Source organism: Pseudomonas sp. Marseille-Q8238, from assembly GCF_965111915.1.
Genome location: NZ_CBCOPI010000001.1, coordinates 3,261,018 through 3,282,750 on the forward strand (window position 1 = coordinate 3,261,018; position 21,733 = coordinate 3,282,750).

The window sequence follows — 21,733 nt, forward strand, 5'->3', positions numbered from 1 at the left end:
CTGGACACTAGCTATTGTCTTTGAACAACGTCGATACGGTACGGGCAACATGGTCTGCACCGTCACTGATTTCACGCATAATAGTTGTTACAGTTGCGATCTGATCGTTGTTTTCTTCGGCGCTTCTAGCGATGCTGTTCATATCTATATTCAGTTGCTGAGTAAGCTTTCCGTTAGCAGTTACCACATTCTGGATTTCCACGGTGGCACTGCTAGTTCGAGCTGCCAACTGACGAACCTCGTCGGCTACTACAGCAAAGCCTCGGCCCATTTCACCCGCTCGGGCAGCTTCAATTGCGGCGTTAAGTGCTAGTAAGTTAGTTTGTTCTGCCACGCCTTGGATGATGGTAACAATTTTCTCGATATCTTTAGCCTGAGCATTTAGCTGTGTAATCGAAATAACCGCACCGTTTATTAAATTAAATGTACCCTGAGATAGTTCAATTGAACTAGCAAGGGACTCCATGCCCCGCACGGAAATTTGAGATGTCTCCTCGGCGGTGGTGAAGGAAAGCTCTGCGGCCTGACGGATTTCATCAGCCTTATGCTTCTGCGAGCTGACGTCGGTGGCAAATTTTAACACTTTCACAACCTGGCCGGCTTCATCAATGACGGGGTTGTAGGTGGCCTCAAGATAGATGGTCTCTCCCGATGCGGTCTTGCGCTCAAATTGCCCGCTTAAAAAAGTTCCTCCCTTTAAACTCTGCCAAAAATTTGGATTTTCTTGATAAAAATTATCGAAACAGAACATTCGGTGGTGTCGACCCTTGATATCGCTGAGGCGATAACCCATAGCACGGAGGAAATTCTCATTTGCATGCAGGATGTCACCGTTAGGTGTGAACTCGATCTCCGCCATCGAGCGGGAGATGGCTGCATGGACGGCTCTTAGTGAGAGTAACTCGTTTTCTCTCTGAGTGACATCTGAGCCAATCTTAATGATTTCAATAACTTTTCCATCTTGATTTTGAACTGGAATATAAGTAGCCTCAATCAATACTAAGTTACCGTCTTTGCGCAGCCGCCTAAATAAACCTGATTGAAGATGGCCGTCAGCCAATTTCTGCCAGAAGCGCGAATAATCAGCTGTGTTAGCATAATTCTTTTCGCAGAAAATTCTGTGGTGCTGCCCTGCTATTTCTTCGAGTTTGTAACCAAGCATCTCTAGAAAGATATTGCTCGCATAGATTACGCTCCCGTCTGGCCTGAATCTGATTTCCGCGACATTTCGACTTATTGAATCAAGCTGCCGCTGTAGTTCTGAGAGCTTATTTTCTGTGTCCAGCAGTTGTTTGTTTTTATTGAAAAACATAATCATTACCTTTGTGCAAATAAAATAATACTTGGGGCCCAATTTATACTGTATCGGTTAGCGCAACCGCTTCTTGAGAGCATAGCTCTTTATAGTTGGAAAATTAGCGATTTGCAGCCATGTGTCATATTGAGCTATACCCTAACTTGATGTCAGGCAGGGCCGCGCCGCTTCGTCAGAATAGAGTCTGCTTTCCCATTTTTTGACACATGCCCGCGAAGGTTATAGATTTCAGCCTGACAGAAATGGGCTTTGAGGCACAACGGAACAGAAAGTGCACTTAAGCCGCCTTCAACCAAGGAGACATCGTGCAGGGGCACCGCATCGGCTACGTCCGGGTCAGCAGCTTTGACCAGAACCCGGAACGCCAGCTGGAACAAACCCAGGTGAGCAAGGTGTTCACCGACAAGGCATCGGGCAAGGACACCCAGCGCCCCCAGCTCGAAGCGCTGCTGAGCTTCGTCCGCGAAGGCGATACAGTGGTGGTGCACAGCATGGATCGGCTGGCCCGCAACCTCGATGACCTGCGTCGCTTGGTACAGAAGCTGACTCAGCGCGGCGTGCGCATCGAGTTCCTGAAGGAGGGCCTGGTGTTCACTGGCGAGGACTCGCCGATGGCCAACCTGATGCTGTCGGTGATGGGGGCCTTCGCTGAGTTCGAGCGCGCCCTGATCCGCGAGCGGCAGCGTGAGGGCATCGCCTTGGCCAAGCAGCGTGGCGCGTACCGGGGCCGCAAGAAAGCCCTGTCCGATGAGCAGGCTGCTACCCTGCGGCAGCGAGCGACGGCCGGCGAGCCCAAGGCGCAGCTTGCCCGCGAGTTCAACATCAGCCGGGAAACCCTCTACCAGTACCTCCGCACGGACGACTGACACATGCCGCGTCGCTTGATCCTCTCGGCCACGGAGCGGGACACCCTGCTTGCGCTGCCGGAAAGCCAGGATGACCTGATCCGCTACTACACCTTCAACGACTCCGACCTGTCGCTGATCCGCCAGCGACGCGGCGACGCCAACCGCCTCGGCTTCGCCGTGCAGCTCTGCCTGCTGCGCTACCCCGGTTACGCGCTGGGAACCGACAGCGAGCTGCCCGAGCCGGTCATCCTGTGGGTGGCGAAGCAAGTCCAGGCCGAGCCGGCGAGCTGGGCAAAGTACGGCGAGCGCGACGTGACCCGTCGCGAGCATGCCCAGGAACTGCGCACCTACCTGCAACTGGCCCCGTTCGGCCTGTCCGACTTCCGCGCCCTGGTGCGCGAGCTAACCGAGCTGGCCCAGCAGACCGACAAAGGCTTGCTGCTGGCCGGTCAGGCCCTGGAGAGCCTACGGCAGAAACGACGCATCCTGCCGGCGCTGAGCGTGATTGACCGGGCCTGCTCGGAAGCCATTGCGCGAGCCAATCGGCGGGTCTACCGCGCCCTGGTCGAACCACTCACGGACTCGCATCGGGCCAAGCTGGACGAGCTGTTGAAGCTCAAGGCCGGCAGCAGCATCACCTGGTTGACCTGGCTGCGCCAGGCACCGCTGAAACCCAACTCTCGGCACATGCTGGAACACATCGAGCGGCTGAAGACATTTCAGTTGGTGGACTTGCCCGAAGGCCTGGGCCGGCACATCCACCAGAACCGCCTGCTCAAGCTGGCCCGCGAGGGTGGGCAGATGACGCCCAAAGACCTCGGTAAGTTCGAGCCGCAGCGCCGCTACGCGACCCTGGCCGCCGTGGTGCTGGAGAGCACCGCGACCGTGATCGATGAGCTGGTCGATCTGCATGACCGCATCCTGGTCAAGCTGTTCAGCGGCGCGAAGCACAAGCATCAGCAGCAGTTCCAGAAGCAGGGCAAGGCGATCAACGACAAGGTGCGCCTGTACTCCAGGATCGGCCAGGCGCTGCTGGAAGCGAAGGAAAGCGGCAGCGACCCCTATGCCGCCATCGAGGCGGTGATTCCCTGGGACGAGTTCACCGAGAGCGTCAGCGAGGCCGAGCTGCTGGCCCGGCCGGAAGGCTTCGACCACCTGCACCTGGTCGGCGAGAACTTCGCCACCCTGCGCCGTTACACGCCGGCCTTGCTGGAGGTGCTGGAACTGCGCGCCGCGCCGGCCGCGCAAGGCGTGCTGGCAGCCGTGCAGACCCTGCGTGAGATGAACGCCGACAACCTGCGCAAGGTGCCGGCCGATGCACCCACGGCCTTCATCAAGCCGCGCTGGAAGCCGCTGGTGATCACCCCGGAAGGCCTCGACCGGAAATTCTACGAAATCTGCGCCCTGTCCGAGCTGAAGAACGCCCTGCGCTCCGGCGACATCTGGGTCAAGGGCTCGCGGCAGTTCCGCGACTTCGACGACTACCTGCTGCCGGCCGAGAAGTTCGCCGCACTCAAGCGCGAGCAGGCCCTGCCCCTGGCGATCAACCCGAACAGCGACCAGTACCTGGAAGAGCGTTTGCAGCTGCTGGACGAGCAGTTGGCCACCGTCACCCGCCTGGCCAAGGACAACGAGCTGCCCGATGCCATCCTCACCGAGTCAGGGCTGAAAATCACCCCGCTGGATGCGGCGGTGCCGGATCGGGCGCAGGCGCTGATCGACCAAACCAGCCAGTTACTGCCGCGCATCAAGATCACCGAACTGCTGATGGACGTGGACGACTGGACGGGCTTCAGCCGCCACTTCACCCACTTGAAGGACGGGGCCGAGGCCAAAGACAGGACGTTGCTGCTGTCCGCAATCCTCGGTGATGCGATCAACCTCGGGCTGACCAAGATGGCCGAGTCGAGCCCCGGCCTGACCTACGCCAAGCTGTCCTGGCTGCAAGCCTGGCACATCCGCGACGAAACCTATTCGGCGGCCTTGGCCGAGCTGGTCAACCACCAGTATCGCCACGCCTTTGCCGCCCACTGGGGCGACGGCACGACCTCATCCTCCGATGGCCAGCGCTTCCGCGCGGGTGGCCGGGGCGAGAGCACCGGGCACGTCAACCCGAAGTACGGTAGCGAGCCGGGACGGCTGTTCTATACCCATATCTCCGACCAGTACGCGCCGTTCAGCACCCGCGTGGTGAATGTCGGCGTCCGCGATTCCACCTATGTGCTCGACGGCCTGCTGTACCACGAGTCCGACCTGCGGATCGAGGAGCACTACACCGACACGGCCGGCTTCACCGATCACGTCTTTGCCCTGATGCACCTGCTAGGCTTCCGCTTCGCGCCGCGCATCCGCGACCTCGGCGAAACCAAGCTGTACGTGCCGCAGGGCGTGCAAGCCTACCCGACGTTGCGCCCGCTGATCGGCGGCACCCTGAACATCAAGCACGTGCGTGCCCACTGGGACGACATCCTGCGCCTGGCCAGCTCGATCAAGCAGGGCACCGTCACCGCCTCGCTGATGCTGCGCAAGCTCGGCAGCTACCCGCGCCAGAACGGACTGGCCGTGGCCCTGCGCGAGCTGGGCCGGATCGAGCGCACGCTGTTCATCCTGGACTGGCTGCAAAGTGTTGAACTGCGCCGCCGCGTGCATGCCGGCCTGAACAAAGGTGAGGCGCGCAACTCGCTGGCCAGGGCGGTGTTCTTCAACCGCCTTGGGGAAATCAGGGATCGGAGCTTCGAGCAGCAGCGCTACCGGGCCAGCGGCCTCAACCTGGTGACGGCGGCTATCGTGCTGTGGAACACGGTGTACCTGGAACGCGCCACCCAGGGGTTGGTCGAGGCCGGCAAGCCGGTGGACGGCGAGCTGCTGCAATTCCTGTCGCCGCTGGGCTGGGAGCACATCAACCTAACCGGCGATTACGTCTGGCGGCAGAGCCGCAGACTGGAAGACGGGAAGTTTCGGCCCTTACGGATGCCCGGAAAACCTTAGCGTACGATTTTTTCCGAATTCTGCGGGCTCCCCTAGAAGATTTACTTCCCGAATCCAAAGGCGGCGCTCGCTGTGTTGCTGGAGGATAGTGGGCAGCTGGACTGGATCATGTTGGCTAGGCGCAGAGAGCGGCCTGGCTTCGGCCCTAAGGGCGGATGGGCAAGGCTCAGTACAGTGCAGGCTGGTGGCTGGACTATGTGTCACCCACGCTACGCTTTCGGCCTGGTTCAACGCTTTATGGAGAAAGAAGGTAGGCCGGGCGAGAAGAGTCGGATACCACGCTGGTTCGATGTGCCGGAGGGCTATGCCCTGGAGTACCTGGTCATTGGTGAGGGCGAGCAGCGGCGTGGCCATGTCATGACCACGACACCAACAGCGGAACATTCCCAGATTCATAGTCGATGGCCAGTGCTGGCATCTCTTAGAGATAGCTAGAGCAGAACCACCTACGGCTTGGCCATTTCTGGCAGACAGTCGCCATTTGCAACGGGCTGGAGCCGACCAAGAGCGAATAAAGTGTGTCTAGACGGCGCTGGGCTATGGGTATGAATACAGATATGCTCATGCAGAGCACAGTACCTTTACCGCCGGTGAGGCGTATCTGCATGATTCGATAGATGCACCAGATTGCTATCAGTCTGCGCCAAAAAATTAGAATTCAAGACTGCTGAGTAGCGCCTATCCCATGAAGGCTGGATGACGAAGCGGAAAAATAGAGACAATCTGATTAAAGAAAAATGTAACTGGCAGAAATTCCAGCGAATCAAAAGAAGACTAGTTTATGCCGATGCTTAATTGGGTAGGTAAAAGTGCAGTGATTAATCATCACTATGACGTGCCATTTCGCCTACTAAACAAGAAATATACTTTCCTAGCGGAAAGTGATGCGTCAAAAAACACTATCAACAATAGAATCATTCACGGTGACAACCTTGAAGTTCTTAAGAGCTTGTTGCCCGAGTTCGAAGGCAAGGTAAATTGCATCTATATTGACCCGCCCTACAATACAGGAAATGAAGGCTGGGCATACAACGACGCCGTTAATCATCCCAAAATCAAGAAATGGCTGGGTGAGGTTGTAAAAAAGGAAGGCGAGGATTTAAGCCGGCACGATAAGTGGCTGTGCATGATGTACCCGCGCATGAAGTTGCTACATCGCCTGCTGGCAAGTGATGGAGTGATTTTCGTTAGTCTTGATGATAACGAATTCTTTCACTTTCGCTTATTGATGAATGAAATATTTGGCGAGTCAAACTTTCTAGCCCAAATAATTGTTCAGTCTAACAAGCGTGGCCAAACATATAAGCAGATAGCCAAGACGCACGAATATCTTCTTTGCTTTGGGAAGAGCGCCTTGTCTGAGCTGGGCGAGTTGTCTACTGAGGGGAAGAATCTTCCTGAGAAAGATAAATTTGGCCCTTATTCATCAAGAGAGCTTCGTAATCGCAACCCAAAATTTGGCAGATTCAATCGTCCAAATCTTTTCTACCCTATTTATGCTCGCCCTGGGGAGGTAGATGAAAGTGGGAATTATCTTGTTTCTTTAGATGAGCACCCGGACTCATTCAAGATTGAGCCATACAATAGCGAAGGAGTTGAAAGCTGTTGGCGATGGGGTAAAGATAAATTTCTTCTCAAAACAAAAGAAAAAACAACAGAAGCGTTGTACGCTCGCCAGACTCGTGAAGGCGCATGGCGTGTTTTTGAGAAGTATAGAAAAGAAACCGTTAAGGCCAAGTCAATTTGGACTGAAACTAAGTACATCAGTGAGCAAGGTACAACAGAGCTTGGTCGCCTGGGTCTTGCTTCAAAATTTGAGTTTCCAAAACCCGTAGATTTAATTGTTGATTGCTTAGAGCTTTGCGATAACGACGAAGCAATTGTTTTGGATTCGTTTGGTGGCAGCGGTACAACAGCGCAAGCTGTCCTAAAGTTGAATGCTCAAGATGGAGGTCGTCGTCGATTCATTTTGTGCGAAATGATGGATTATGCTGAGGAGATTACAGCAGAGCGGGTTCGCCGTATTATCAATGGATATGGTGAGGGCTCCAAGTTTGAAGCTGGAGCTGGAGGCGGATTTGATTTCTATGAATTAGGCCCTAGTTTATTCAAAGATAATTTTAACATAAATGAAGATGTCGGCATTGAGGCAATTCGAGACTATGTTGCCTACACAGAGAGCATTCCGACTGAGAAGCGTCTTTATACTGAAAATCCTGTAAGTCCCTATGCCCTAGGTGCGACAGATACCGCCCTATATATCTTCTATTATGAGCGAGATCATGTCACTGCGCTTGATATTGATTTTCTTGCAGCATTGAGAATCAAGGATCTGCAATCCAGGCCAGAACAATTTGTGATTTATGCTGACAAGTGTGCTTTAGATAAAGATTTTCTTTATAAGCACGGAATCACCTTCAAGCGTATTCCACGTGACATTACTCGATTCTAAGAAAAGAAAATATGGAACTCAAAGACTATCAGGCTGACGTTCTAGCGGATCTCAGCAAGTACTTAGAAACGTTGCTTGAGCGCAAGGGACATCTTGCAAATGCGTTCGAAAAATTCTGGCAGGATCGAGGTATTCTCAATCAAGTCTATAAGAACAATATCAAGGAAACCCCTCATGTATGTGTGAAAGTTCCCACAGCTGGTGGGAAAACTTTCATTGCGGTGAATGCCTTGGACAGGATTTTTTCTGCCTTTGCAGAATACAATCCCACCCGACCTAAATTCGTAGTGTGGTTAGTTCCTTCTCTAACCATCCTTGAACAAACGGTGAAGAATCTATCAAACATCGATCATCCGTACCGTCAGCGATTGAACGATCTATTTAGTGGTCGAGTACAGATTTATGAGAAGGCTGATGTGCTCCAAGGCGCAGGGTTCAATGCTGATGCTGTGAGGGAGCAGCTTTCAGTTGTTGTAATGTCGTTTGATTCACTCAAGGCCACCAATAAAGAGAATCGTAAAGCCTTTCAGGAGAATGGTTACCTTGCCTCTTTCCTGAATGATGATAGTGAGGTTGTTGAGCCCCTAGAGGGAATTGACCCTTCTGCTCTCATTAATGTCATGCGGAGCCTTAAGCCAGTTGTGATTGTGGATGAAAGTCACAATGCAGAAAGCACCCTGTCTGTAGACATGCTTCGCAATCTCAATCCAAGCTTTATTTTTGACCTGACTGCTACACCAAGGAATAACAGTAACATCATCAGCTATGTTGATGCCTTGAGACTCAAGAAGCAAAACATGGTCAAGTTACCTGTGATTGTTGCTAATCAACGGAGTCAAGAAGATGTCATTATGGCGGCGCTGAATATGCGCCGGCAGCTGGAAGAGTTTGCCCAAAAATCTGAACAAAATGGCGGTGGCTACATTCGTCCTATTGTCCTGTTTCAGGCTGAGCCGAAGAACAAGGATGACACCACCACATTTGAAAAGGTACGGGAAATTCTGCTTGAGTTGAACATTCCACCTGAGCACATTGCCATCAAAACAGCCAATATTAATGAGCTGAAGAATATTGATTTGATGAGCCGTGATTGCCAAGTGCGATACATCATTACGATAAATGCATTGAAAGAGGGGTGGGATTGTCCGTTTGCTTATGTGCTTGCGACTCTGGCAAATAAATCATCTGTGGTGGATGTTACTCAGATTCTTGGGCGTGTCCTTCGCATGCCCTACACCAGAAAGCACGGCATTGAGCTGCTGAACCTGAGCTATGTGTTCACCTCCTCCAGCCACTTCCAGAACACCTTGAGTCAGGTGGTTGAAGGTCTGAACAAGGCAGGTTTCTCGAAGAGGGATTACAGAGAGATTGACCTAGCTGATATTGAACAAGAGGAAGCTCCCGCACCTTTGCTGACTCAGGAAGAACTGAACCTAACAGTTCAAACTGATGATGAGCAACCTGCTGAAACAGAAGATGGTCAGGATCTTGAGATTGAGAAGAGTAAGCTTAATCCTGACTGGGAAAAGCAAGCTTTAGAGCAAGCTGCCAATGTAGACGTCAGTGGTACACAGCAGGCGACTTCTACTGGAACTGACAAAACTGGTATTGAGGCAATCAAGGCTCAGGCCATTGCAGAATCTCAAAAGTTTGAAGAGCAGGCCAATACTACGAGTGGCGAAAGTTGCCCTGAAGAACTGAAGGTGCATATGAATGAGCACAAGATGAAGCCGATTTTTGAGAGTTCGGCAAAGGCAATTCAGCTACCTCAGTTTTTCATCAAACTGCCTTCTGATGGTGGTTTTTTCGACAGTGGTGACGAATGGCATAAACTCGCCAAAGAGAACTTGCTGTCTAAATTCGTGTTGGCAAATCTTGATGCCACGATAAATTTTGCTGCTATTGAGTCTGATGTGTACGCAGTAGATGCAGAAGAAATTGGTAAGGGTGAGAGCGCTCCAGCTTTCAAGGCCGTTAAAAAAGCTGAGAAGGAAACGCTGAACAGCATCATCAAGAACCAGCCGACTTCAGGCCAAATTACTTCTATCGTTGGCCGGCTTTTCAGTCTGATTGGAAAGAACACTTTCTACCCCATAGAAGACAACGACATCAAGTGTTACCTGGCTCGTATTATTGAGGCAATGAATACGGATCAACGTTCAGATTGCCTTGAGCGTGACTACGCTTATGTGAAGCTCATTAAAGACAAGATACAGCTTCTTGCTAATGAATATGCTGCCAAGGAGTTCAACAACTGGCTGACGACTCAGAAAATTAAGCTTCGCCCATCCCATTTACTGCCTGCAACGATTGCGCCAAGCGACAATGCTCCTGCAATCAGCAAGAGCCTGTACATCACTGAAGGTAGTGTGAACAACCTGGAGAGTAAGGTTATTCGTGGTGTGGCTGACTTGGAAAACATAGTTTGGTGGCACAGGAATCTTGAGCGAGGAAAAGGTTTCGTCATCAATGGATTTCTGAATCATTACCCTGATTTTATTGTTCTCACCAAGAATAATAATATTATTGTTGTGGAAACAAAGGGGGATGATAGGGATAACTCAGATTCTAAAGACAAACTAAAGCTTGGAAAGATTTGGGAGGCTCAGGCCAATCAAATTTCCCATGAAACTGGATACCGTTATCACTACATGATGTTATTTGATAACAACCCTATTGATGGGGCTCAGACAACAGGCAATGGATTGAGCTTGATTGAGTCTTTATAAAACATTGCGCACGATAACCTAAGGGGTGTCCGCGCCCCTTAGATTAACTCATTACCATCAAGTCTCAAAGCCGCCAGATTCGTATTCGATCTTCCATTCTTTGAATAAATTTTGGCTTTCTCCTCAATGACGTCGATAGTAGTTGCGTGTTTATAACGTTTCACAACGCGCACCCGATGCCCTATATCACTGAGAGGTATTTCAATGGGCAGACTGTACAGCGCCGAGTCGAAGACTGCGTGCCCATAAAATTTATGCTGACGAATTAAATCAATTATTGCTATATCACTGTACGCAGCATATCAGGTAACCCAACCCTTCTCATGAAGGCTTTGGGCAAAGAGAGAACTGCCTCCCGAACAGCTACACTGTCGCCCACTAATATAACTTGAACCTGGGATCTTGTGATGGCCGTATACAAAAACGTACGATCTAGGACACGCGAGCGTCGGACTGGAACTATAACACGCCGAAATTGTGACCCCTGCGCCTTATGAACTGTAATCGAATAGGCATGATCTATAACATCTACATCCGTATCTAATATATAGTGCTGAACACCTTCAAAATCAGCTTTGGCAATAGCTGTTCGCATAATCGGAACATCCTCATCGCCGAAATTCACTCTACGCGGCTTATCGAAAACCTCAGTTAGCCGACCCAAGCAACCATTTTGCAAATTTCGCGGCCAGTCATTTGCCGTGTAAAGCAATAAATCGCCCTCACAAAAACCAGTCGCTTCAACTATATCGGTCTCACTATTCTTGATAAGGAGCGGCTTGGCATGGGATGCATACTTTGCATGACAGGCCCTGTTTATCGTTGCAACGCCTGCAAAAGGACATGATCGTGTCGCCCCCAGAATCTGGGTTCTTTCTCGATCAATGTCATAAAGCTGCATGACGGTAGGAATAATTTCTTCATCCGCACAGGGCAGAAATACAACTTGTGCATTTACATTCGAGGAAAACTCAGGCCACTTGCCATCCCGAATCGCAAGAGCAGCTGCCGGTATAGCTGATTCTTTTGCCTGACGCTTTACTTCCGTGAGTTGCGTTGATGGCACACTAGAAAGATTGCATAACACATGCAGGATAAGGCCAGCGCCAATAGGTGGGAGTTGGTACGGATCTCCCACAAGAATTAACTGGGCTCCAGCCGGCAGTTTGCAGACAAGACGATAAAACGTCACCAGATCAAGCATGGAGGCTTCGTCGATCACGATGACCGGCTCCGGGCCCATATCTTGGGGGGTGACATACCGCAGAAAGCCGGCAATAGTCGTTGCTTTCTGCTGGGTTGCTTCGATCATGCGGGCAGTGGCTCGACCAGACAAAGCCATTTGGAAACGCGGTCGACCAAGTGTATCGAGCGCTCGGTACAGCGCTTTAAGTACGGTGGTCTTACCTACACCGGCACCGCCAGTGATGATGCTGAAGCGGTTATTAAACGAAGTCCTTACTGCCGTCCACTGGGCGTCGTTCAATGCGAAGGCTGGATGCCCCTGGCGCAGCCGTTCTTCGCGCTCGAAGTCGCAAATTAGGGCATCTATATCAGTCGGAAACACTACATCCAGGGGGGCTGGGCAGTGCAACAGAGAGAGGATGAACTCGGCACACTGTCTTTCCATGATGAAGGAGCCGGGAGCATGCAGCATCAATTCGCCGCAAGCGGCTTCGCGACTAACGAACTGGCCTGCTGCCTTTCCTTGAAGCAGCGCCTTCGCTAAGGCTCGCTCTGGAACTGGATATGGTTTAAGCAGCTTGCCGACCTTATCCCGAAGGTCGTTCAAAGTCGCGCATGTATGGCCTTTCTCTGCCACTCGATACAAGGCTTCCTCAATTGCCGCAGCCAACCGACGAGCATCGTCCAGGGCAAGTCCGAACCTGTCTCGGGCAATGCCATCCACGCGCTGCCAGTTGCCCTCAAAGGACAAAAGCCGATAGGGATCTTCGATTAGGACGGCGACGGTGTTCTTCCCGTGAAACCTGATGACCTTTCGGGCAAGATCAAGCGGTATGTCTCGTTCCTGAACAAAGCGCAACGTCTTGGCATCACCGCTCTCGCCCCATTTTTCAAACAGACCATCGCGTACCTGTTCGGACGGGATGATTGACCTGATCGACTCATGATCCCGGTTATCGAGTGATTCGTACAAACTCTCACCCAAGACGTCCCATAGCCGGGTTGCCTTGACCTCGCGGATACCCGGCACATTGTCGGCCAACCACTGGATCAGTTGGCTGCCAGAGGGGCGAACCAAGCGAATGCCCTGAACCTCAACCTGGATTTCCGAAACTGTATAGGAACCGTGGGTACGCTGAGTCGTATGTGCCTCTCCGTAGACTTCGTAAATACCGCCAATAGCTATGTTTGACGGATCCGCGATGACGGCGGGCACGCTGACAACCAGGGCAACGGCCCGGTCGTTAAGTCCGGTCAAAAAGTCAACCCTGTGACCGAAGGCGATACACCCATGGCGGTTCTTTGAACGAATCCGTGTCAGGCGAACTGTGGCATTGATCAGATTCGGGCCAGGAGTATTCATCGAGGCAGCCGCCCGGTTTCTTCCATGAATGATGCCAGTAGCTTGTAGCGCTCTAGCATGGCCTTGGCATGCGCCAATTCGGCTCGGAGAGCAGCGTTATCCTGCTCTAACGAGTTCAACCGCTGGCTGTCCTGACGGCGCTGCCGGGCATCCCGGTCGCGTATCGGGGGATCTTCATGAGTCAATTGAGGAGAAACAACCAGAGGCGGTAACACACCAGCTGCCCGCAAGCGCTCTTCCAGGGCCTCTAGTGAGCGTCTGATCGAAGGATTCTGTAACAGTGCGCTTTTGCCGAAACCGCACTCGGCAGCAATTTCTGAACGATTGAGCTTGCCCCGATGAACGTATTCACGGAATTCGTTGTCACGCTTAGAGGTGACCCAGGCCAGAAAGGAGGCTAGGTTCTGTTCGGCAACCTGCTGTCCGTTAGCCATATCACTTCACCGGTGCAGACAGCACTTTCTCAATGGCATCTCTAAAGCCTGGCTTGTGGATTTTCCTGTCTTTCGCATCCACCACTTCGCCCCTACTACCAATCCGCAGCCCGACAAGACCGAGCTCTGCCGGATCAATAGCCGCTTTCAGCGCAGCCAACTCGGCATCGTTGAAGCGCGGCTGCATTGAAACGATCTGCCCCGTCGCACTCCCTAGGATAATTGGTGCGCCGCTATGGTTGACCTTGCGCGCCTCTTTGGCCTTCAGCGCCCGTAACTCCTTGGCTAGCAGGGTGACACTCATGCGCAAAACAGGGTCTTCGATATGCTCGATCCAGTTATTGGGGGCGGCTTTTTTCTCACTAACCTTGGGATGCGAAACCAATTTCCACGCTTGGATCAGTTCCCGATAATGCTCGCCGGTCGTATTTACGATTGACTTTTCACTGGGAACCGGCAGTCCACGATCTTTGCCAAGGGTAATTATGGTCTTATAAGAAAAGTCCGAGGAATGCCGCTCATGCAACAGTCGGCAGGTTTCGTTAATGGCTTCCAGACTCCGCTTGCGGCGAATATCGCTAGCCTCGTTCATTAGCCGCTCGTAAGTTTCCTGTGGCGAAGTCAGGCATTCACTCATTAATTGAAACCTCACGTGTGATTTTGCTAGCACGATTAGGTTCGGAGAGAAGCTGTTTGATCTCGGTAGAGATACGCGTGAGTTCTGGCTCATCAGCATCAATATCAAGCAGCATCAGATCGCCTGAAAACAGTCTGTCGATCTTCTCCCATGAGCCGAGCCGATAAAGGAGAAGCCTAGTCAATTCGTTAGCCACTACTAGCTTTTGTCCGTCATCCAGTCTGAACATAGCCGGTGCCAAACCATTGTTCTCTGCCATACGATCAATAGCTTGGGCGATTAAAGGTATTGCACGCGAGGGATTTGCCGACCGATATATGGTCGCGTTCTGGCAGATTTCAGCTAGCAAATGATAATTTGTCTCGGAATCTTCAAAGACCACACTAGCATCCGCTAGATCGCCTGCTGCGATGAGTCTTACACCACTCCCGCCTTCGTCGCCTTGTTCACTCTCGCTGATGAGCTTCAGGCAACTTTTAACATAGTGATGAACCGCGACATAGTCAGCCAGTAGCCCATCGAGCTTTGCTGCACTCTGCTGCTGATTAGCAATCGCCTGCTTACGCTTTGCCTGCTCGGTATCTGGTTGATTCGCCTGACAGGCGTCATAAAGCTCTTGCTCAAGGCGATCAACTTCTATTGCATAGCCTTGGAAACGAGCACTTTCTGCATGAATCTCCAATGCAACCTCGTTGGCCAGTGCCACCAGTCCACCAAGAAACGGAACACCAGTGACAAAAAATCGGCAGCGAGGGCAATTCTTTTGTCCTAGGTAGCCTGCCTCGACAGGGGCATAAGAGGTTTCTGTCTTCCTCTCGACCACAGGCTTACCGCCGATGTGACACAAAGCAGCTGACATTGGGCAGATGCCGCAGTCAAACACAACACACGCCGAATTGGGTACATCAGACTCAAGCAGCGAGCGATTGCCGTCTGTTGCAATAAGTTGATGGAGGAACGGCTTCAATCCTTGCGCCCTAACCATTTCGGCATGGTGCTCAGTGGCAATCTGCGCGGCTCGCTTTTCAGTCTCCCCCATAGCACGACGCATCTGCTGGCTGTTCAACTTTGTGTAGTAGATCGTCATGACCAGTGAAGCATGGCCAACAAGCTTAGAGATCAGGTGAATGGGCGCTTCACCATCTGCGATGAAAGCCGTAATCAAGCTGACCCGAAGGCTGTGGGGAGTATAGGGACTGATATAACGCTGATTATTTGACTTATAGTCAGGGGCTTCGTTGGCGAGGTTCTCGCCGGGACGCTGTATCACGTTGAGTAATGCAGGCAAGGTATGGGTAAAGGCCGTCGTGGTGAATAACGGCTGCCCCGATCCGTCAGTGCGAAACAAGAAGCATTGGGTGCCCCGCGCCTTCAAGATCTTTTCATTGGTGTCAGCGCGTAACTTGATATCAGACCAGTGTGTAGGCTCTTTCAGCGGGTTGTACTTGATCTGCCAGTCGCGCAATAGCAAAAGCCAATAAAGCAGATCGTCGGGTATCCACTCAATCTCGTAACCGCCTTCAATTTTTCCGGTCTTGTTTGTTGTTATATACAGCTTCGGCGCATTCTTATCACCACGCTGCACTACAGCCTGGGGCCGATACTTCTTGCTTCCTTTACCAGCCATGGGGCCGGTATTTTTCTCCCAACTGATGCCGCCACTTTCAAAATCAAGAACCGCAACCTCCTTATCTGCTTCGCCGCTATCCAGCCATAAAATCTGCTGACCCCGCCACGGGAATCGCAGCAGCGCGTAGAGGGCGACGAAGCGAACCGGTGACCAGATCTGATAACTATCTACCAGCACGCGAGCCCCATCAATACGGCGGTCTGCCTTTGCGACTTTACGCCATATGCAATTCGGATCGTTGTAGTCGATGATCGACTCCTCGACATAAATCCAGTCAGTTCGACCATCAAAGAACTCTTGCAAATGAGGTAAATCACTAAAGCTGGGCCGGGTCTGTAAGACTTGCTCACCGTTCGGCACAAGGTAATTGCGCGCCCGAAGGATGTATTCGTAGCCGAGCGGCGACTTTGTGGTCTGGCTGGGCCGATATCCTTGCAAGCCATCGGCAAAACCGGCCAGCACAGTCTCGAAAGGGTTGCGATATTCGGGAAGAACAATGCGCTCGTCGGCATCGGCATCAGTGCAATATTCATCCAGTAACCAGCTGAAAAACGCACTGATAGCTCTGTGGTAGGGCTTCCTCAGAGAAGCGGCTTGGGCATCGATAAATTGCTGGTAAGCCACTGCATTGAATGGATTGGTACGTAGCAGCAGATACCTTCCGTCATCAGGTAGCTCCTGAGCTTGCCAGAAACCACCAAGGAAAGTCCTGATTGCATTCCTCTTTGAAGTAATGCCCTTCTGAGTCTTCAGCCACGCCCCCACATCACTCCACATTGATGTGTAGGTAGCTAATGCAGCAGAGGGTTTATCAGTGCCGATAAAGTCGTACCAGTCAGTCCAACCGGCATCGGCATAGACTTCATCAGGTCTGGACGGCAACTTTAGGTCTTCGCGGTAACGCTTGTTGTATTTTGGCTGACTCTTGATGCCCAGCGCCTGAGCTGCGGCCTGCGCCTCGGCGTAAGTTGGGTAAAATTCGGGCCTTTCATTGCCAAGAAAGTCGTACCAATCAGTCCAGCCGGCGTCGGCATAAGTCTTTTCAGGGCTGCTCGGCAACTTGGGGTCTTCGCGGTAACGCTTTTTGTATCTTGGCTGACTTTTAATGCCCAGCACCTGGGCTGCGGCCAGCGCCTCGGCGTAAGTTGGATAAAAATCGGGCCGGTCATTACCAAGGAAGTCGTACCAATCAGTCCAACCGGCATCGGCATAGGTCTCGTCGGGCCTGGACGCCAGCTTTGGGTCTCTGCGGTAGCGCTTGCTGTATTCTGGCTGGCTCTTGATGCCCAACGCCTGGACTGCGGCCTGTGCCTCGACGTAGGTTGGGTAAAAATCGGGCCTGTCATTACCAAGGAAGTCGTACCAGTCGACCCAGCCGGCGTTGGCATAAGTCGTTGCAGGTTTAGCTGGCAGCTTTGGGTCTTCACTGCAACGCTTGCTGTATTCTTGCTGGCTCTTGATGCCCAGCGCTTGGACTGTGGCCTGCGCCTCGGCATAAGTTGGGTAAAAATCGGGACGATTATTGCCAAGGAAGTCATACCAGTCGATCCAGCCGGCGTTGGCATAAGTCGTTTCAGGACTACTCGACAGCTTGGCGTCTTCGCGGTAACGCTTGCTGTATTCTGGCTGACTATTGATGCCCAGCGCCTGGGCTGCGGCCAGCGCCTCGGCGTAAGTTAGGTAAAAATCGGGACGATTATTGCCAAGGAAGTCATACCAGTCGATCCAGCCGGCGTTGGCATAAGTCCTGCCAGGGCAGCTCGGCAGCTTTGGGTCTTTGCGGTAACGCTTACTGTATTCGGGATGGCTACTGATGCCTAACGCCTGAGCTGCGGCTTGAGCCTCGACGTAAGTTTGGTAGAAGTCGGGGTGGTTATTGCCAAGGAAGTCGTACCAGTCAATCCAGCCGGCGTTGGCATAGGTCTTTTCAGGTCTAGCTGGCAGCGCTGACTCTTCGCGGTAACGCTCTCTGTATTCTGCCAGACTCTTGATACCCAGCGCCTGAGCTGCGTCTCGGGCCTCAGTGTAGGTATAAAACATCTTATTTGATGACATTGGTCACTCCTTGGCAGAAGGGTCTGGAATGTCGTCTGAGTGCTGCAATAGCAGCCGCGCGTCCATTTTTATAAGAGTCTGCCGCACCTCTGTCGCTGCGGGCTGGGTGTAGGTCAGACTCGATTCAATCGATGCATGGTGCATGGCGTTCTTGATCAACAATCGGTCAGCACCATCCCGATCTAGGCGCTGCCCGTAGGCATGACGATGTCCATGCGGGGTTGTACCCTCAATTTTCTCGTAGACCAGACCAATTCGTTCAATTGCCAACTTGTGAGCCTTGCGAAACATCCTGTGTGAATAGGGCTGACCGTTTTTATTGGTAAATGCGTATGGATGCATTTCACCAACCTTGGGTTTCACTCGCTGCTTCAAGTGGTAATCTCGCCACATAGCAGCAAAAGCTTGGCCGACTGCATGAGGGTAGAAAAACACCTCAAAACAGCGGCGGTGGGGATCAGTAATCAGGCTGTTCTTCCAGCCAAGAAACAGCGGATCAGTGGCTTTGACTAGACGGCAACGAGGTTGTAGCCCGTATTGTGTTTGTAGGTAAGAGGCGCGATTGGTTTTGCCGTCAGGTGCCCGTCCATACTCAGGATGATACACACGGACAATGACCTCCCCGCCTTCAACGCTAACGTCATCACTCCATAGCGCCAAAGCTTCGGACAGCCGTATTCCGCCGAAATGCATCAGTTGGGTAATCAAAACATTTCGAAGGTCAATCGACCCACGATTATCTCGCGCTCTTCTACGAAATCCCTCAGATACCAGCAACTCGAAATGATCTTCTGGAAATGCCTTAGCAGGCGTTTGCCGCTCTACAGGCATTCCCCCTAAGCGCACAGCCCTTGACTGGCTGGTATTAGGTTTGGAACACCACAAGTGGGACAGAAAGGCGTTATCCCTGCGATGCGAATAGGCTGCCCAATTCAACCGCTCTTCATGCCTCGTCGCTTGCCGCCAAGGATTGAGTTGCAAACTGGCATCTTCATTGATGACTGCCAACCAATCAGTGAAACGGGTGATTTGACCGATCAACTTGCTGGCATCATCTGGCTGCCGGGGGTGCCACCATAGTCCGGAGGGGTCGGTGTTATTCGATACCGTGCCAATGTAGAGCGCATCTGAAAAGGCAGCGAATAGTGTCCTTGCTTCGCCATAAAAACTTTGGTTGGCCTCCATGAACTCTAACAACAGTCGCACAGCGAAAGTCGCAGACTCCTGCCAAGAGCGGCTCTTGAGTCGGTTAAGGTGCATGTAGCGAGCAAACTGATCCAACACACCATAGTCAGTCACGATTATCGGCAGGACAGACTGAACGCCGGACGCGTCAGAGACAAAGGGCCTGAACTCACGATGCGACGCTTCTAGGATGACGGCCACTCAATGCCCTCTTCACATAACCGAACTGGCGTTTGATCACCTGGAACGGCTGGCGGATCTCACCAGATTTAGAAAATCTTCGTCAGGATTTCCCGAGGTTTTGCCTTGGTTCAACCTGCGTAGTTTATGTATCAACGCGATGATTCAATAATACAGACACCGAGCCACACGTCAACCGTAGCAACGCGTTGATACCGTAAATTCATTGCGATAGGCTGTGCCCCACGGCTAGCGGAGAGGCACAAATGACACTGGATGAAATCGCTGAAATCCGCATGGGGCATGGCTTCAGAGGGGCTGTCGTCACTTCCCCTGAAGCTGAAACTAATGTGATTCAGATGCGGGATGTCGATCTGGCAGACGGCGTGATGTGGGAGCAGCTCGAAACATGTCACCTAGTGGGGAGCAAAGAGCCAGTCTGGTTACAACCTGGCGACATCATTTTCCAAGCCCGCGGGCGTAGGAATTTTGCGTTCTATTTACCTGAGCTTCCTTTTGACTCTGTTGTCTGCACGCAGCATTTTCTCGTCGTTCGGATAAAGGACGAGCGCTTTGATCCCGGCTTTGTTGCCTGGCAACTCAATCAGCTGCAAGCACAGCGGCATTTCGATATGAGCACCCCTGATAGCCATAATCGAAACATCACGATTTCAACATTGGCGACAGCACCAATAAGCCACGTCAGCATTGAGATTCAGCATCGGCTGGGAGCGCTTATCGAGTTAACACGAAAGGAAAAGCGGCTATACAACGTCCTGATGCTTAATCGAGAAAAGCAACTGTCAGCGCTAGCGAGTCAGATTTTGCTCAAGGAGGAAGATTCATGAATACACCTGCCATAATGACCTTGCTAACCGCTCATCCCAACTATCAGGCCCTGAGTAACCACTCCTTACTATTGCTCCTATCTCACATAGATGATGAGAATAGTTTAGCAACAGACGGTGCTTGCACTTACGATGAAAGTTTCTTTGATGCTGCTGCGCACAAGGTGAAAGCCAGGGCACCAACACTCGGAGATTTATTCCACAAGAGGCTCAAGATATACCGCCTTCAACACGGCTCCACTACTGAAAATCAGAATTACTTTGCAAACATCGAGGGCGCATTGGCCGGTGAAAATTTTGCCATTGATGCATTGACCAAGACTTTAGAAAGCTTCATCAGAAAATTAGAAGACGATGGCCTAGATGATGCAATTCAGGTTAGCCCGGAAGGACTCGCGAACCTACTTACTGAGCTGGCTCTAGAGCACGTCAGTTACTCTATCTACGATCCCCACTCCGCTACTGGAAGGCTTCTATCGCAAGTAGCGAAAACTCAGCGGTCTATAGAGAGGGATGTCAGTGCGCTTGGACACACAACTAGTGAAGCGGGACTGTTTTATAGCCTTGTCCGTGCCTTTTTCATGGGCTATGGTCTGAACTTCGAGCAGGTGAATGCCCTCAAATATCCCCCGGTCATCAATGGTGATCTCAAAACCTTTGAGTTGGTGGTTTCTGACTTAACACATAGTGTCGATGAGTGGACTCCGGATGACGCGGTGAAGGATCCATTTGGTCGTTACAAATTCGGCATACCTGCGCGTGGTAAAAGCTCCTGGGCACTCTTACAGCACATGCTGGCATGCATGAATCCTCATAATGGGCTGGCGATGGCCATTGTCGACGAAGGTGCATTACTTCGCACCGGAAAAGAAGCGGATATCCGTCGATCAATCATCGAGTCCAATCTACTCGACACCATCATTTATCTGCCTCAGAAGCTCTATCGCAGTGATCCTAGACGCCTAGTAATTCTAACTTTCAAAGCGTCACGCGGTGATGCACCGATGCTGCTGCTTGACGGCAGCAGTTTGTACTCATCAGGGAAGAGCCTCAACTCTCTGACACCTGAGGCTATTCAGACAATTTCTGATAACTTCACCGGGCGGGTATCTGACACCAACATCGTCAGATTGCTCAGTATATCGGAGCTCCAGGCGAATGATTACGCCCTCAATGTTGGACGCTACTTTCCCTCATCCTCTGAGGAGTGGCCTGTGGATCTTCGCTCACTGGCCCAGGCCCGCCAATATCTCCACGAAGAGCTAAAAGATATAGGCACACAGATCGACGCATTGCTTAGTAAATTGTCTAATTAGATCACCACATGAACAAACTGTAGTGGCCTACTGATTTTGGACACCCATTTAGGGCGAGAGTATTCGCCATAGAGAGGTGTCTCATGACCCAGCAACGTCGTTCCTTTACGCCCGAGTTCAAGCGAGAGGATACAGTCGGGGGCTCGATCACGGCTATAGCCACATTGAGGCAGCCAGTTCATCGGGGCGGGTTGAGTCAGCTCTGCGTCGATGGGTCAAACAGCTCCGTGAAGGAACCCCAGGGCGTTCCCCCGAAGAGCAAAGCACTGGCTCCCGAACAGCAGAAAATCAAGGAGCTGGAGGCCAGGATCGACCGACTGGAGCGGGAGAAAACGATCCTAATTAAGGCCACCACTGTCAAATCCAGACGAAACGAGATGACACTATAAGTTTAGTACCTGAAACCAGGGTAACTAATCGCAGAACGTACAGGCGTTCCACGAGCAGCCATTGGTGACCGGCAGGATCAGCGAGTTGGCTTCACTCGGCGGACGAAAAACCGGCTCGATATAGGCAATCGGGAATTCAGCGGACATGGTTCATTTACTCTCAAAAAGACGACGTGGCG

At 51.9% G+C, this 21,733-nt stretch carries 12 protein-coding genes and 3 pseudogenes; 7 read left to right on the forward strand and 8 right to left on the reverse strand.

Annotated features, from left to right (window positions below; all coding sequences use genetic code 11):
* Window positions 1-7: 7 nt before the first annotated feature.
* Both ACWPW0_RS15230 and ACWPW0_RS15235 read right to left on the reverse strand, forming a co-directional pair.
* Window positions 8-466 (reverse strand): methyl-accepting chemotaxis protein, encoded by a 459-nt coding sequence (locus ACWPW0_RS15230; protein WP_275941885.1) that lies wholly within the window; start codon window positions 464-466, stop codon window positions 8-10.
* A gap of 87 nt (window positions 467-553) precedes the next feature.
* Window positions 554-1,318 (reverse strand): annotated as a pseudogene (locus ACWPW0_RS15235) (PAS domain-containing protein); the annotation flags it as partial.
* Window positions 1,319-1,620: 302 nt separating this feature from the next.
* Between ACWPW0_RS15235 and ACWPW0_RS15240 the strand changes: the two are divergent.
* The 4 genes from ACWPW0_RS15240 (at window position 1,621) to ACWPW0_RS15255 (ending at window position 10,332) form a co-directional block, all read left to right on the forward strand.
* Entirely contained in the window at window positions 1,621-2,181 is a 561-nt protein-coding gene (locus ACWPW0_RS15240; RefSeq protein ID WP_001161490.1) for a recombinase family protein, read from the forward strand.
* 3 nt (window positions 2,182-2,184) lie between these two features.
* A complete protein-coding gene (locus tag ACWPW0_RS15245; RefSeq protein WP_001138014.1) occupies window positions 2,185-5,151 on the forward strand; it encodes a Tn3-like element TnAs1 family transposase in 2,967 nt (988 codons plus the stop codon).
* Window positions 5,152-5,932: 781 nt separating this feature from the next.
* Window positions 5,933-7,603 (forward strand): site-specific DNA-methyltransferase, encoded by a 1,671-nt coding sequence (locus ACWPW0_RS15250; protein WP_454255745.1) that lies wholly within the window; start codon window positions 5,933-5,935, stop codon window positions 7,601-7,603.
* 11 nt (window positions 7,604-7,614) lie between these two features.
* Window positions 7,615-10,332 (forward strand): DEAD/DEAH box helicase, encoded by a 2,718-nt coding sequence (locus ACWPW0_RS15255; protein WP_454255746.1) that lies wholly within the window; start codon window positions 7,615-7,617, stop codon window positions 10,330-10,332.
* 280 nt (window positions 10,333-10,612) lie between these two features.
* Here the strand turns inward: ACWPW0_RS15255 and ACWPW0_RS15260 are convergent, their stop codons facing one another.
* From ACWPW0_RS15260 to gmtY, 5 genes are read right to left on the reverse strand one after another with little or no spacing between them, the layout of a single operon-like run.
* Window positions 10,613-12,880, reverse strand: a complete 2,268-nt coding sequence (locus ACWPW0_RS15260) for an AAA family ATPase (RefSeq protein WP_454255747.1) — start codon at window positions 12,878-12,880, stop codon at window positions 10,613-10,615.
* Window positions 12,877-13,314, reverse strand: a complete 438-nt coding sequence (locus ACWPW0_RS15265) for a VPA1267 family protein (RefSeq protein ID WP_454255748.1) — start codon at window positions 13,312-13,314, stop codon at window positions 12,877-12,879. The genes ACWPW0_RS15260 and ACWPW0_RS15265 overlap by 4 nt, the downstream gene beginning before the upstream one ends.
* 1 nt (window position 13,315) lies before the next feature.
* Window positions 13,316-13,951: a gamma-mobile-trio protein GmtX gene (gene gmtX, locus ACWPW0_RS15270; RefSeq protein ID WP_454255749.1), complete on the reverse strand. Its 636-nt coding sequence runs from the start codon at window positions 13,949-13,951 to the stop codon at window positions 13,316-13,318.
* The gene (gene gmtZ, locus ACWPW0_RS15275; RefSeq protein WP_454255750.1) at window positions 13,944-17,636 is read right to left on the reverse strand and encodes a gamma-mobile-trio integrase GmtZ; all 3,693 of its coding nucleotides are present in this window, start codon (window positions 17,634-17,636) and stop codon (window positions 13,944-13,946) included. Before gmtZ ends, gmtX begins: the two co-directional genes overlap by 8 nt.
* Window positions 17,637-17,639: 3 nt before the next feature.
* Complete coding sequence (gene gmtY / locus ACWPW0_RS15280; RefSeq protein ID WP_454255751.1) at window positions 17,640-19,022, reverse strand: gamma-mobile-trio recombinase GmtY; 1,383 nt, start codon at window positions 19,020-19,022, stop codon at window positions 17,640-17,642.
* A 245-nt stretch (window positions 19,023-19,267) separates the two neighbouring features.
* Between gmtY and ACWPW0_RS15285 the strand changes: the two genes are divergently transcribed.
* From ACWPW0_RS15285 to ACWPW0_RS15295, 3 genes and pseudogenes are all read left to right on the forward strand, one after another.
* Window positions 19,268-19,849 carry a restriction endonuclease subunit S gene (locus ACWPW0_RS15285; RefSeq protein WP_454255752.1) on the forward strand — a complete coding sequence of 194 codons (582 nt, stop codon included), beginning with the start codon at window positions 19,268-19,270 and terminating at the stop codon, window positions 19,847-19,849.
* Window positions 19,846-21,165 (forward strand): N-6 DNA methylase, encoded by a 1,320-nt coding sequence (locus ACWPW0_RS15290; RefSeq protein WP_454255753.1) that lies wholly within the window; start codon window positions 19,846-19,848, stop codon window positions 21,163-21,165. Before ACWPW0_RS15285 ends, ACWPW0_RS15290 begins: the two co-directional genes overlap by 4 nt.
* 83 nt (window positions 21,166-21,248) lie before the next feature.
* Window positions 21,249-21,512, forward strand: a pseudogene (locus ACWPW0_RS15295) (transposase); the annotation flags it as partial.
* 69 nt (window positions 21,513-21,581) lie between these two features.
* Here the strand turns inward: ACWPW0_RS15295 and ACWPW0_RS15300 are convergent.
* A pseudogene (locus tag ACWPW0_RS15300) lies at window positions 21,582-21,701 on the reverse strand (radical SAM protein); the annotation flags it as partial.
* Window positions 21,702-21,733 lie beyond the last annotated feature (32 nt).